The following is a 12,532-nucleotide window of genomic DNA, read 5'->3' on the forward strand; positions in this document are numbered from 1 at the left end:
TTATAGTGTTACAATTAAAAACTTATTTTTTAAAGGTGCTAATTCCTCGATTAATTTAGAAATAAGAGCATCTCCATATTCCAAATATAATTGAGAAAAATTAACATTACGCTCTTGTAGATTCCCATTTGGAAATAATTCATTTTGAAGATCTGTCATTCTTAAAACTTGGTCAGACAATTTGTTTTTCTGTGCTTTTAACAAACGCTTTTCCAAAGTTTCTAATCCTTTTAATTGCTTCACCTCCTGTGCTTTTACCGCTCCCAAAAACGACTTATCTGTCTGTTCTGCTAATACATATAAATTTTCAAATTGCTGTTTCAAGGCATTTTTTTGTGATGAAAAATCAATATCAATATTTGATATTTCTCGCACTTTTTTATTAATAAATGTATTGCGTTTTAAAAAGATATCTTCTTTTGAAATATTTAAATTTTCAAGTTTTTTATGGTGATTTTGTGTTTTAACTAAAACAGAATTACGCAATAACAACATAGGATAAGGCACATTAACTGTTTTAAAATAATTTTTCAACTGAAACCAATAAGCCAACTCACCACCACCACCAATATAACACAGATTTGGCAAAATTACTTCCTGATACAACGGACGCATAATCACATTAGGCGAAAACCGTCCTGGTGCTTCATTGAGGTGTTTTAATAGCTGGCTCCTATTCCAAGTTAAATTGGTATTTACAACTTTATAAACATCATCTTCAAAAACAATACGTTCTCTTAAATGATCTGTCAAATAAAACAAATTAATTTCACGAGGATTAACTTGAATATTATATCCTAAGCTTACAAGCTGTTTGTTAGTTTCCGCAACAGTTTTAAAAGATGTTCCGTTTATTAATTCATCTTCAATAAAAGGAATAAATTGCCGTTTTAAATCCGAATCGTGGGCATCAATAATGACCAACCCATGGTCTTTAAATAATTCATTGGCTAAATATCGTGTAGCATCGGCTAAATTATCGTGATTTAAATATGCTTTCTTAAAAAGCTCTCTTAACCAGTCCGCATGTTTACCAGTTCCTAAATCTTGAGAAAACAAATTAAAAACAGCTTCTAACCCATCAGTAGACAATTCTCCCACGGCACCACCTGTTTCTTTATTCCAATGAACTTTCTTTCCTTTAAAATTAAAATAATTGATTTCTTCAAAATCATGATCTTCTGTAGCCATCCAATAGACGGGGACAAAATTATAATTGGAATACTCTTGCTTTAACTGTTTTGTTAAATTAATAGTGGATATTATTTTATATAAAAAGTATAAAGGCCCAGTAAATAAATTAAGCTGATGTCCTGTTGTTATGGTAAAAGTATTAGGCTCCTTTAATAAATCTATATGAAGATTTGAAAGTTCTGAGGCCTCAATTTTTTGATATTGTTTTTTTAAAACAGCGGTTAAAATCTCTCTCGATTGTTGATTAAAATTAGATTTCGCTTCAATTTGAAGCTTAAAATTCTCAACATTAGGAAAATGCTTATAGAATTTTTTAAGTTCTGGTTTTTCATCTAAATAATCACAAATAAGTGACGAAAAATAGCCCGTTTTTTTAAATGCAATAGAATCTGTATGCATGATACTTTAAAAATTTATGTAAAGATAGTGTCTTTTAGAAATTTACGAGGTATCAGATTTTTTTAGTATTTTTTTAACAATCAAAATTTCAAACACTCCCCTAAATACTTCTTAAAATATTTTTTATTTATACTAATTATCAGTAACTTACATCTAAACACACTCTTTAAACCTCTAAATTATGAAACCAACAATAACAAAACCGAATATTATATTTTATGTTACCACTCTTGTTTTAATGACTGTCTTTTTTCATCATCAAAATATTTATGCGATGCAAGATCAGAAACTGCCACTTACACCAGTATTGACTGAATATAAAGGAATCATTTTAGATAAAGAATCAAAAAAACCGTTGATTTATACTAATTTAAACATTACAAATACAAATATTAGTACGGTAACTAATACTGATGGTGAATTCTTAATTAAAGTTCCTGAATTATATTTAAAAAGTAGTGTTATTATTTCTCACTTAGGGTATAACGATTTAGAAATCTCTTTATCTGAATTAAACAATCCAATAAATCATATTTATTTAAATGAAGCAATTATAACACTAAATGAAGTCAATTTAAAAACTATTAAGAATGCAGAAGCTTTAGTTAGAGAAACATTAAAACGAAAAGGAGATAATTATTATAACAATCATGCGTTGATGACTGCTTTTTATAGAGAAACCATAAAAAAACGCAATAGAAATGCCTCTCTCTCTGAAGCCGTAGTTGAGGTTTATAAACAGCCTCTAAAATCCAATAAAAATGACGCCGTAAAACTTATTAAGGCTAGAAAAAGTACTGATTATTCAAAACTTGACACTTTAGCTTTAAAACTTCAAGGCGGTCCTTTTAGCAACTTGTACACGGATATGATGAAGTATCCTGAATTTATTTTTAATGAAGATAATCTTTCTGATTATATTTTTAGTTATGCCAAGACATCACAAATAAATGGCAGCGAGGTTTTTGTTATTGATTTTAAGCAGCAACCATACATTAAATATCCTATGTATTATGGAAAATTGTTTATAGATACAAAATCTCGAGCAATAACAAGTGCTGTTTACAAACTGAATGTTACCAATAAAATTTTATCAAGTGAAATGTTTGTCAAAAAAAAACCTAACAGAGTGGACGCCTACCCTACTGAGGCTTCCTATCGAGTAGATTACAGAATAAAAGACGGTAAATGGCATTATGGATATAGCAATATAGCACTTACTTTTAAAGTAAAATGGAAGCACAAACTGTTTAATAGTTCCTATACTTTGAGCAGTGAAATGGCTATTACAGATTGGGAAGAAAATACCTCGGGCATTGACAGACCTAAAGAACGTCTCAAACCATCTGTTATATTAAGTGATCAAGCTTCTGGTTTTTCAGACCCAGATTTTTGGGGTGAATTTAATATCATAGAACCAGAAAAATCGATTGAATCTGCTATCAAAAAAATTAATAAGCAGTTAAGTAAAATAGCGTCTTAATACAAAACATTTTACAAAAACAAGTTCAAGTTCGAAATAAATATTACATTTATCGAACCATGAAAATTATTTCTACCAACATAGCAAAACCAACCATAATTACTTGGAATGGTAAAAAAGAAACCACAGGGATTTATAAAACACCAACAAATTTTCCTATTTATTTAGGAAAAAATGATGTAAAAGATGATAGCGTTATAGATAGGAAATATCACGGAGGAGAATTTAAAGCTTGTTATATATTCTCAGAAATGCATTACAAATACTGGAAAAATCTATATCCAAACTTAAATTGGGAATGGGGTATGTTTGGAGAAAACCTAACTATTTCTCACATGGACGAAACAGAAATATTTGTTGGAGATGTATATAAAGTTGGAGATGCAATAATACAAATTTCGCAGTCCAGAGAACCCTGTTATAAATTAGGCATAAAATTTAAGAATCAAAACATTTTAAAAAAATTCATAACCCATGGTTTACCAGGATCTTATGTGAAAGTTTTAAAAGAAGGCGCTGTTAAAATTGGAGATGAACTCATTTTAGAAAAACGCCCTAAGAAGAGTTTAACAGTTGCTCAATTATTTCGTTTATTGTATGATAAAGACAAAGACCAAAATCTACTAAAACTTGCTATAAACAATGAAGCTTTGCCTCTAAAAAAAAGAGAAAAGTTTAAAAAGTTTATACTAACCCATTAAAGCAATTAGGTTATCAAATATGTCTTATTTATTTGTCTATGGTACTTTACTGCAGTCCTTAAAAAACCCCATATCAAAGTTTCTTAATGAACATTCCGAAATTATAGGTCAAGGTTATATTCAAGGAAAACTTTATGATGTTGGCGAATATCCTGCTGCCATATTAAGTGATTTTAAAACAGATAAAATATATGGTACTGCATTAAAAATAATAAATCCAGAGAACGTCTTCAGCGTTTTGGACACCTATGAAGGTACAAACGAAACACCTCCTTTATATATAAAGAAAAAAATAATGGTTTATTTAGAAAACAAATATAATATTCAAGCTTGGGTATATATTTTCAACTATCCTGTACAGCATTTAAAACGCATCCATTCTGGAGATTACTTAAATCCGTAATACTTACTTTTGAATAATTAACAAGATTTTATTCATACTATTTTATGAGTAAATCTTCTAATGCTGGTTTTAAATGATGAAATCTAAATTGAAATCCTTTATCCTCAATTTTTTTAGAACTAACACGTTGGCTAAGGAACAACAGTATAAACATGTCTCCTAAAACAAACTTCATGACACTTTTAGGAATATTTGGCATAAATAAAGGACTATCAATAACATGTGCTGCTATTTTTGTAAACTCATGATTGGAGATGGTATCTGGAGACACGCCGTTAAACACGCCTTCTAATTCATTTTTAGTAACAAATAGAAACAACCGTCCTAAATCTTTAATATGAATCCATGACTGCCATTGTTTCCCCGTACCAAACGAGGCCCCTAAACCAAACTTTATTGGTTTAACAATTTGAGGAAGTGCTCCGCCTTTATTTGATAAAACCAATCCTGTTCTAATTTTTGATACTTTAATTTTCAAATTTAAAAACCCATCAACTGCAGCTTCCCATTTTTGTACGACTAAAGACAAAAAAGAATCTCCTACTTCTTCAAAATTTTCATCGTAATAATTGGTTTGTGAATCTGGATATATACCAATAGCACTAGAAGAAATCACATGCCTAACTTGATGTTGAATATCTTTTAATGAATTTATCAATAACTCAGTAGTCTTTACCCTACTAAAAATAATCTCTTTTTTATAAGCTTTTGTCCACCGTTTAGATATAGAAGCCCCAGCCAAATGAATAATAGTTTCAACACCATCAAAACAATTGGTATCAATTTCATTTTTTTTAGGATTCCAATAATACCCCTGATAATTTTTGACGGTTGAAATTTTAGCCTTTGAAGTGGTTAAATAATTAACATCTATATCTTTTTTATGACATTGATTTACAATCTCCTGCCCTATAAGTCCTGTAGCTCCTGTAATTAAAATGCGCATTTTTATTTTTATATAAATTTACAAAAAGGATATACATTTAACAGGATATTTAGGTTGGATTTAACAAAATATAACGTTAAAAAATTATAGTATGTTTCAGTTTAAATTATTGTTTGTTTTGTTGCACGAAGCATTTCTCGTTTTCCTGGTGGGCCTGGCAATTTTTCAACTAAAAACCCTACCGTTTGCATAGCACGACGCACACTTCCTTTAGCTGCATAAGTTACCAAAACACCACCACCTTTTAAAGCATCATACATTTTTTTAAAAATAGATTCTGTCCATAATTCTGGTTGTACACGAGCACCAAAAGCATCAAAATAAATAAGATTATATACATTTTTATCTTCAATTTGAGAAAACAAACGCTGCTGCTTAGTTAATGAAAATGTATCAGAAATTACATGTTGGGTTTCCCAAGGTATTTGATGTAATTTTCGAAAAACGTATGCTTTATTATCTGCTTTTAATTCTGCCGGATAATTAAGTTGTAAAACTTCATCATTTGAAACAGGATAACCTTCAACACCAAAATAATTCACTTTAATATTCATTTTTTCAGCTTCTAACAAAGTAATAAAAGCATTTAAACCTGTTCCAAAGCCTATTTCTAATATTGACACTTCTACAAAATTAGGGTAACTTAATTTGCTATTATTCGCATCAAAACCATAAAAATAATGCAAGCCTTGTTTTATAAAAACATGACAAGCCTCTTGAATAGCTCCGTGTTTAGAATGATATTGCTCATCCCAATCTGGTAAATGAATGGTTGAAGACCCATCTGCAGTAATTACTATTTCACGTTTCATTGAATTCTTTTTTTATCATTTTATTGAAGTGTATCTTTTTTTTAAAGCAAAAGACTAACCTTCTGAACTAGATTTGTAAAAATAAGCTATAAGCCACGCTTTTTTTGACAACTTATACTTTTTTTATAAATACTTATTTACCTAAATTTGTACGATATAATAATAGGAGCAATGAGCACAGAAATAAATAACATAGAAATACAGAAGGCAACGACCTCAAAAATTAGCAATGTAGATTTTGATAACTTAAGTTTTGGCAAAGTCTTTTCTGATCATATGTTACTTGGCGTTTATAAAGAAGGTAAATGGCAAGCCCCTAAAGTTGTTCCTTATGAACCTATTACTTTAGATCCATCTGCTAAAATTTTTCATTATGGGCAATCAATTTTTGAGGGCTTAAAAGCTTATAAAGATGCCAATGGAGATACTTTTCTATTTCGCCCTTTAGATAACTGGAAACGTTTAAACATTTCGGCTAAACGCTTATCAATTCCCGAATTACCAGAAGAACATTTTATAGAAGGCCTAAAAGCCTTACTACAAGTTGATGATGAATGGATTCCTAAAAAAGATGGTAGTTCATTATACATCAGACCTTTTATTTTTGCGTCAGGAAATGGATTTCATGCTTCTCCAGCTGATGAATATACTTTTATTATTGCCACAGCTCCTTCAGGAGCTTATTTTTCAGGACAATTAAAAGTATTAATAGAACAAACCTACTCGCGTTCTGCAAATGGAGGTGTTGGCTTTGCTAAAGCTGGAGGAAATTATGCTGGACAATTTTACCCAACACAATTGGCGGTTGAAAAAGGCTATCAACAAGTTATTTGGACAGATGATACTACGCATGAGTATATTGAAGAAGCTGGAGCTATGAATATTTTTATTCGCATAAATGACACATTAATTACAGGTCCTACTAGTGATCGTATTTTAGATGGCATAACTCGCAAAAGCATTCTTGAAATAGCTAAATCTGAAAACATACCTTTTGAAGTTCGAAAAATAAGCGTAACAGAGGTGGTTGAAGCATCTAAAAACGGATCACTTAAAGAAATGTTTGGAGCAGGAACAGCAGCCGTTATTTCTCCCATTTCTGCTTTTGGTTACAAAGACACAGACTATGATTTACCTAAAATAGCAAACAGTTATGGAGAACGTTTAAAAAAACGTATCACTGACATTCAAACCAATAAATCTGATGATTCATTTGGATGGAGATATAAAATTTAAATTCTTTTCTAATAATAAAAAAAGAAGCCATTAGGCTTCTTTTTTTATTTATCTAAAATAGACTGAATATTTGGTTTAAAATAATTTGGCCCTTTTAACACTTTTCCATCTTTGCGATAAATAGGTTGACCATCAGCCCCCAGTTTACTCATATTACTACGTTGTATTTCATCAAAAACCTCTTCTATTTTATACTGCATACCATGCTCTATTATGGTTCCGCACAAAATATAGAGCATATCACCCAAAGCATCTGCTACCTCTACTAAATTATTTTCATTTGCAGCTTCTAAATACTCTTCATTCTCCTCCTGCATTAAATTAAATCGCAAGGTGTTTTTTGCAACTCCCAAATCTGCTTTTGGAATTTCACTATGCCCTAATTTAAATGCCTCATGAAATGCTTTTACAGCCTCTATTTTACTTTTCATAAATTTCATAAATTTGCATAAAAATAACTATATGTTCAGCAACGGTCAAATCATTTTCGGAATTTTATTTTTTATTGTTTTCGCTATTATTATTACTTACACCTACCGAAAAGATTTGAATCTTCATAAGCGTTTTTATTCTGGCAGTATTTGGGTTTTACTTGCTTTTATCGGCTTTATTTTATTTATTACTGCTATTAAATTTATTTTTAGATAGCACAAAAGACAATAAAAACAAATGTTTAGGAGTTTTATAAAAAAACACCAAGATTTCAACGCAACCAAGTTGACTTTTGTGTATCTATATAATAACTAACGTCTAAACAGCTAAAAAATGAAAGTAATCATTATCATTTCAATCCTTCTTGTTATCAATGTATTACTATTAACTTTCAGCGTCAACAAAAAGTAGATTATTTATTTCAATAAAATCATTTGATTTTATATTTCAGAATCGATTAATTCAATTGTTAATTGTTTAATATTTAGCAGTTCTATTAAGCATCTAATCATTTAACTTCTTAAAGTTTAAAAATGATTATATTTGGTTTTAAATTCATCTCAACAAAACCATCATGAAAGTGTTTAAATATCTACTATTTCTAATTCTCATTGGAATTATAGGCACATCTATTTATATTGCCGTTCAACCAAATTTTTTTGAAGTTTCTCGTAGCAAAACCATCAAAGCACCGGCTGCTGTTATTTACAATAATATTATTGACTTTAAAAATTGGGAATCATGGTCTGCATGGATTGAAAAAGACCCGACTATAAAATTAACTTATCCAGAACAAACTCAAGGCGTAAACGGAGCTTATTCCTGGGAAGAAGAAGATGGTATGGGTACTATAAAAACTATTGAAGCCACTCCCAATAAAACCATAACCCAGCAAATGCAATTTGCAGATTATCCGGCTTCTGACATTACTTGGAATTTTACTTCAAAAGAAAATGATTTCACTGAGGTAACTTGGACTATTACAGGTAAAGATTTGCCTTTTAACTTCAAAGCCTATTCTACAGTTTCTGGCGGTATGGAAAAACAAATAGGTCCATATTTTGAACGCGGATTAGAAAAATTAGATAGTGTTATTGTGAGTAACATGAAAAAATATAGTGTGGTAATAAATGGTATTACTGAGCATAGTGGAGGGTATTATATATACAATACTGCATCTTGTAAAATAGATCAATTGGAAACAAAAATGCAAGAAATGTTTCCTCAAATTCAAAATTTCGCTCTAAAAAACAATATCCAAATAGCAGGAGCTCCTTTTGTCTATTATCATAAATGGGATGAACAAAATAATGCTGCTATGTTTTCTTGTTGCATACCAACTACCACAAAGGTTATTACAACTGAAAGCGATATTTTAACAGGACAGCTTATGCCTTTCAAAGCTATTTCAACAACACTTAAAGGAAACTATAATCATTTAAAAGAAGCTTGGGAAACTACAATGAATTATATTCCTGAAAATGATTTTACATTGGATAATAATGGTCCAATGTTAGAAACTTACTTAACAGACCCTGTAAATACTCCCAACCCTGCCAATTGGGTCACACAAATTTTTATAGCTATAACGGAATAAATGAAAAGTATTTTACTCGTTTTTTTAGGCGGTGGTTTTGGAAGTGTGCTTAGATATTTAATAAGCAAATATCTAAATAATATTGAAAGCGGTATTCCTTATGGCACGTTCGCAGCTAACATTTTAGGGAGCTTGCTTATCGGCTTAATTTTAGGGTTGGCTGCTAAAAACGATAGTCTTACACAGAGCCAAACATTGTTATTAGCTACTGGTTTTTGTGGAGGCTTTACCACTTTTTCAACCTTTGCTTACGAAAACCATGTATTTTTAAAATCAGGAGATTTTATTAGTTTCACTATTTATTCAATTTCAAGCTTTGTTATTGGTTTTTTAGCGGTCTTTTTTGGTATGTTTTTAGTTAAATAAGATTGAAAACATAAAGCACCATACTTTATGAACAAAATACAATTATTCATTTAAATTAATAATTATTAAAAGCCTTTACACCAGCTTCTACTTTCACTTTTAAAAAATTTCCCCTTGGAACTAGCGGACAAGAATATTTTTCATTATACACACAATACGGATTGTATGCCTTATTGAAATCAATGATAAAAGTATCTCCTTCAGGAATTTTTGCATCAATATATCTGCCACCTCCGTAGGTTTCTAAACCATTGGTTTCATCTAAAAATGGAAGAAATAAATAATCTTCAAAACCCTCTTTTTCAAGTAAATCTTGATCTTGATAGATGTTTAACTGATGTTTTTTTTTGTGTAGTGTAAAATGTAGCACTCCAAAAACTCGTTTTTTAGAAACTTCTTCAGTGGTTGTCTGCATTTCAAAATACTCGGTATCTGGAGTCCTTTTTAAAACAGCAGTGACCACATAAGTTGAATCAAACTTAAAAAAATCTAAACCCTTAAAATTCTTTCTATCTTTATCTTTTAAAGGAGATGTAGTTGCGTCTTTATATGTAGCATTAAGATTTTTCTGAAACTCTGTTTCACCTTGAATTGGTCGTTTTTTTTGACTGCAATTTGTCAAACAAACCATAGATAAAATAAATAAGAATACTATTTTCATTGTAATGTTTTTCATTTCAAAAATAAAATAATTCATTTTTATTTTCTGTCTTTTATAAGCTTTTAACAGCTTTTTGCTTTACAACATGAGATAAGGCTATTTGTGTTTTAGATTCGCCATAAACAATAAGTTGGTCTATAAAGTTTTCTAAGTGCTTTTGATTTTTTAACACAACTTCCATGACTATATTTTCATCACCAGTTATTCGGTAGCAATTTATAACTTCATCATACGTTTTTACTTTTTCAAGAAAAGGCTTTAGCTTGCCCATAAATGCACGCAATGTAATAATGGCCCTAAGTTGATACCCAATTTCAAAAGGTGAAACTATGGTTTTATACCCCTCAATAACACCCAAATCTTCCATTTTTTTTATACGTTCTGACACGGCAGGAGATGTAATACCTACTTGTCTACCAATTTCGGCATTTGATTGTCTTGCATTTTCTTGTAAACACTTTAAAATCTTTGAATTAAGTCTATCAATATTCATTTTAAAAAATTTAATAATAATACATAAAATATTAAAGCAAATATACCAATATACTTTAAAAATTAAAGTAGATTATATTTTTTAGTAAGTAATTTTGGTATAATTGCTAAGAAAGAAAAGAATGTCATCAAATACCCCACTAAATCTATCGGAATTACCGATTTACAAAAAAGCCATTGAGATTTTTGCACTATCGCAAAATATTTCTACTTATTTAAATCATGATTTATCTGATTTAAAGGAAGATGGATCTGAAAATCCGCATATCTATTTCTCTGGAGATATTGTACAACAATCTGTTTCATTGGCTCCAGAAATTTTAAATGCAGAAAGACAACGTTACTCAGAAAGAAAGTACAAACACATCGCTTCACTTAAGCGATTAACAAATATGCTGTACAAAAACTCATACCGCTTAGAACGTTCAAATAGTAATGGAAAAGATTTTTTACCTATTTTACGTACTGAACTAAAAAAGTTTAAAAAACTTCAACGCTCTTGGTTACTTACCTTATAATTGATTATTAATTTATATATTGAACTTTCCATATTTTAGCTTTGGTTTTAAACTCAAATAAGTATTGCTACAGGAATTATAAAAAAAACATTTTAATATAAAAACTACGATTGTTAAATAAAAATATGGTGTTTTCTAATTTTTAATCTTATCACCATAAGGCTATATGCCTTAGATAAAAATATTTAGTCCTGCTTCGGTAGGACTTTTTTATATAATTCAATAATATCACATACCTACAATATAGGTAATGAATAAATTACATTATGAAATTTAGCATATTTAAGCTACTTTTAGCCCCTTAATTGAGTAAATACATTTATGAATAAAATCACCATATTAATCCATTGTAAAGACCGCCCAAACATCATTGCCTCTATAACTAATTTTATTGCAATAAATGGCGGTAATATTGTTTATATCGACCAGCATGTTGATAGAGAACAAGATATATTTTTTATTAGGTTGGAAAGTGAATTTAGTTCCGCTGATTTTTCTGTTGATGCATTTAAAACATTATTTAAAAATGCTTTGGTTGAAAAATTCAATATGAAATGGCGAATTTATTCCTCTGATAGAAAACCCAAAATGGCCATTTTTGTTTCAAAATACGACCACTGTCTTTATGATATTTTAGGGCGGTACAATTCTGGAGAGCTACATTTAGAAATCCCATTTATAATTAGTAATCACAATGATTTAAAACCAATTGCCGATAGTTTTAAAATTCCGTTTTACCACATTCCAGTAACCAAAGACACAAAAGAAGACGCTGAGCAAAAACAATTGGAGCTGCTTGAAAAATTTAATGTTAATTTTATTGTTCTTGCCAGATATATGCAAATAGTTTCAAGCAAATTAATTAGCAAGTACACCAATAAAATTATTAACATTCATCACTCTTTTTTACCTGCTTTTGTTGGAGCCAAGCCTTACCACTCTGCGCACAAACGCGGTGTTAAAATAATTGGTTCAACAAGTCATTATGTAACTGAAGAATTAGATGCAGGTCCAATTATTGAACAAGATGTAGCTTATGTTTCACACACACATAACATTGAAGATTTAATAGCAAAAGGACGCGATTTAGAAAAAATCGTTTTAGCAAACGCTATTAAATTACATACCAATAGAAAGGTAATGGTTTATAATAATAAAACAGTGATTTTTTCTTAAGAGACTTCAATTTGTGTATTAAAATAAAACACATTTTCAAACAAAATAAACAAAATCATTGTTAAAATGTGACCTTATTATTTTTCAGTGTCTATAATGAATAACTAACATAAAAT

At 29.8% G+C, this 12,532-nt stretch carries 14 protein-coding genes; 8 read left to right on the plus strand and 6 right to left on the minus strand.

What is annotated here, in order from left to right:
• A complete protein-coding gene (gene bshC, locus APS56_RS04425; RefSeq protein ID WP_054725144.1) occupies positions 1–1,593 on the minus strand; it encodes a bacillithiol biosynthesis cysteine-adding enzyme BshC in 1,593 nt (530 codons plus the stop codon).
• A gap of 181 nt (positions 1,594–1,774) precedes the next feature.
• On the opposite strand from bshC, the gene APS56_RS04430 reads away from it, so the two are divergent.
• From APS56_RS04430 to APS56_RS04440, 3 genes are read left to right on the plus strand one after another with little or no spacing between them, the layout of a single operon-like run.
• Positions 1,775–3,076, plus strand: coding sequence for a carboxypeptidase-like regulatory domain-containing protein (locus APS56_RS04430; protein ID WP_054725148.1), 1,302 nt, complete (start codon positions 1,775–1,777; stop codon positions 3,074–3,076).
• A 59-nt stretch (positions 3,077–3,135) separates the two neighbouring features.
• Positions 3,136–3,777, plus strand: a complete 642-nt coding sequence (locus APS56_RS04435) for an MOSC domain-containing protein (protein ID WP_054725151.1) — start codon at positions 3,136–3,138, stop codon at positions 3,775–3,777.
• 19 nt (positions 3,778–3,796) lie between these two features.
• The gene (locus APS56_RS04440; RefSeq protein ID WP_054725154.1) at positions 3,797–4,180 is read left to right on the plus strand and encodes a gamma-glutamylcyclotransferase family protein; all 384 of its coding nucleotides are present in this window, start codon (positions 3,797–3,799) and stop codon (positions 4,178–4,180) included.
• 37 nt (positions 4,181–4,217) lie between these two features.
• Here the strand turns inward: APS56_RS04440 and APS56_RS04445 are convergent, their stop codons facing one another.
• The gene (locus tag APS56_RS04445) at positions 4,218–5,126 is read right to left on the minus strand and encodes a TIGR01777 family oxidoreductase (protein WP_054725157.1); all 909 of its coding nucleotides are present in this window, start codon (positions 5,124–5,126) and stop codon (positions 4,218–4,220) included.
• 101 nt (positions 5,127–5,227) lie between these two features.
• Positions 5,228–5,938 (minus strand): tRNA (5-methylaminomethyl-2-thiouridine)(34)-methyltransferase MnmC2, encoded by a 711-nt coding sequence (gene mnmC2 / locus APS56_RS04450; RefSeq protein ID WP_054725160.1) that lies wholly within the window; start codon positions 5,936–5,938, stop codon positions 5,228–5,230.
• Positions 5,939–6,109: 171 nt separating this feature from the next.
• On the opposite strand from mnmC2, the gene APS56_RS04455 reads away from it, so the two are divergent.
• A complete protein-coding gene (locus tag APS56_RS04455) occupies positions 6,110–7,174 on the plus strand; it encodes a branched-chain amino acid aminotransferase (RefSeq protein ID WP_054725172.1) in 1,065 nt (354 codons plus the stop codon).
• 44 nt (positions 7,175–7,218) lie between these two features.
• On the opposite strand, the gene APS56_RS04460 is transcribed toward APS56_RS04455, so the two are convergent.
• Positions 7,219–7,605 (minus strand): pyrophosphohydrolase domain-containing protein, encoded by a 387-nt coding sequence (locus APS56_RS04460; RefSeq protein WP_054725174.1) that lies wholly within the window; start codon positions 7,603–7,605, stop codon positions 7,219–7,221.
• A gap of 575 nt (positions 7,606–8,180) precedes the next feature.
• On the opposite strand from APS56_RS04460, the gene APS56_RS04470 reads away from it, so the two are divergent.
• Both APS56_RS04470 and crcB read left to right on the plus strand, forming a co-directional pair.
• Positions 8,181–9,203 carry an SRPBCC family protein gene (locus tag APS56_RS04470; protein ID WP_054725180.1) on the plus strand — a complete coding sequence of 341 codons (1,023 nt, stop codon included), beginning with the start codon at positions 8,181–8,183 and terminating at the stop codon, positions 9,201–9,203.
• Positions 9,204–9,569 carry a fluoride efflux transporter CrcB gene (gene crcB, locus APS56_RS04475; RefSeq protein ID WP_054725183.1) on the plus strand — a complete coding sequence of 122 codons (366 nt, stop codon included), beginning with the start codon at positions 9,204–9,206 and terminating at the stop codon, positions 9,567–9,569.
• Between the two features lie 55 nt (positions 9,570–9,624).
• On the opposite strand, the gene APS56_RS04480 is transcribed toward crcB, so the two are convergent.
• Together APS56_RS04480 and APS56_RS04485 are read right to left on the minus strand one after the other, a co-directional pair.
• Positions 9,625–10,230, minus strand: a complete 606-nt coding sequence (locus tag APS56_RS04480; protein WP_236778460.1) for a DUF1684 domain-containing protein — start codon at positions 10,228–10,230, stop codon at positions 9,625–9,627.
• A 52-nt stretch (positions 10,231–10,282) separates the two neighbouring features.
• Positions 10,283–10,723, minus strand: a complete 441-nt coding sequence (locus APS56_RS04485; protein ID WP_054725196.1) for an Lrp/AsnC family transcriptional regulator — start codon at positions 10,721–10,723, stop codon at positions 10,283–10,285.
• Positions 10,724–10,844: 121 nt separating this feature from the next.
• Here APS56_RS04485 and APS56_RS04490 point away from each other — a divergent pair, with 121 nt between their 5' ends.
• Together APS56_RS04490 and purU are read left to right on the plus strand one after the other, a co-directional pair.
• A complete protein-coding gene (locus APS56_RS04490; protein ID WP_054725199.1) occupies positions 10,845–11,240 on the plus strand; it encodes a hypothetical protein in 396 nt (131 codons plus the stop codon).
• A 321-nt stretch (positions 11,241–11,561) separates the two neighbouring features.
• On the plus strand, positions 11,562–12,416 hold the full coding sequence (gene purU / locus APS56_RS04495) for a formyltetrahydrofolate deformylase (protein WP_054725201.1): 855 nt from the start codon (positions 11,562–11,564) through the stop codon (positions 12,414–12,416).
• Positions 12,417–12,532 lie beyond the last annotated feature (116 nt).

Source organism: Pseudalgibacter alginicilyticus (assembly GCF_001310225.1).
Classification (GTDB): domain Bacteria; phylum Bacteroidota; class Bacteroidia; order Flavobacteriales; family Flavobacteriaceae; genus Pseudalgibacter; species Pseudalgibacter alginicilyticus.

What these genes read in the sequence shown, in the direction of transcription:
- bshC (WP_054725144.1), bottom strand. Translation starts at nt 1,593, where the DNA reads ATGCATACAGATTCTATTGCATTTAAAAAAACGGGCTATTTTTCGTCA.
- APS56_RS04430 (WP_054725148.1), top strand. Translation starts at nt 1,775, where the DNA reads ATGAAACCAACAATAACAAAACCGAATATTATATTTTATGTTACCACT.
- APS56_RS04435 (WP_054725151.1), top strand. Translation starts at nt 3,136, where the DNA reads ATGAAAATTATTTCTACCAACATAGCAAAACCAACCATAATTACTTGG.
- APS56_RS04440 (WP_054725154.1), top strand. Translation starts at nt 3,797, where the DNA reads ATGTCTTATTTATTTGTCTATGGTACTTTACTGCAGTCCTTAAAAAAC.
- APS56_RS04445 (WP_054725157.1), bottom strand. Translation starts at nt 5,126, where the DNA reads ATGCGCATTTTAATTACAGGAGCTACAGGACTTATAGGGCAGGAGATT.
- mnmC2 (WP_054725160.1), bottom strand. Translation starts at nt 5,938, where the DNA reads ATGAAACGTGAAATAGTAATTACTGCAGATGGGTCTTCAACCATTCAT.
- APS56_RS04455 (WP_054725172.1), top strand. Translation starts at nt 6,110, where the DNA reads ATGAGCACAGAAATAAATAACATAGAAATACAGAAGGCAACGACCTCA.
- APS56_RS04460 (WP_054725174.1), bottom strand. Translation starts at nt 7,605, where the DNA reads ATGAAAAGTAAAATAGAGGCTGTAAAAGCATTTCATGAGGCATTTAAA.
- APS56_RS04470 (WP_054725180.1), top strand. Translation starts at nt 8,181, where the DNA reads ATGAAAGTGTTTAAATATCTACTATTTCTAATTCTCATTGGAATTATA.
- crcB (WP_054725183.1), top strand. Translation starts at nt 9,204, where the DNA reads ATGAAAAGTATTTTACTCGTTTTTTTAGGCGGTGGTTTTGGAAGTGTG.
- APS56_RS04480 (WP_236778460.1), bottom strand. Translation starts at nt 10,230, where the DNA reads ATGAAAATAGTATTCTTATTTATTTTATCTATGGTTTGTTTGACAAAT.
- APS56_RS04485 (WP_054725196.1), bottom strand. Translation starts at nt 10,723, where the DNA reads ATGAATATTGATAGACTTAATTCAAAGATTTTAAAGTGTTTACAAGAA.
- APS56_RS04490 (WP_054725199.1), top strand. Translation starts at nt 10,845, where the DNA reads ATGTCATCAAATACCCCACTAAATCTATCGGAATTACCGATTTACAAA.
- purU (WP_054725201.1), top strand. Translation starts at nt 11,562, where the DNA reads ATGAATAAAATCACCATATTAATCCATTGTAAAGACCGCCCAAACATC.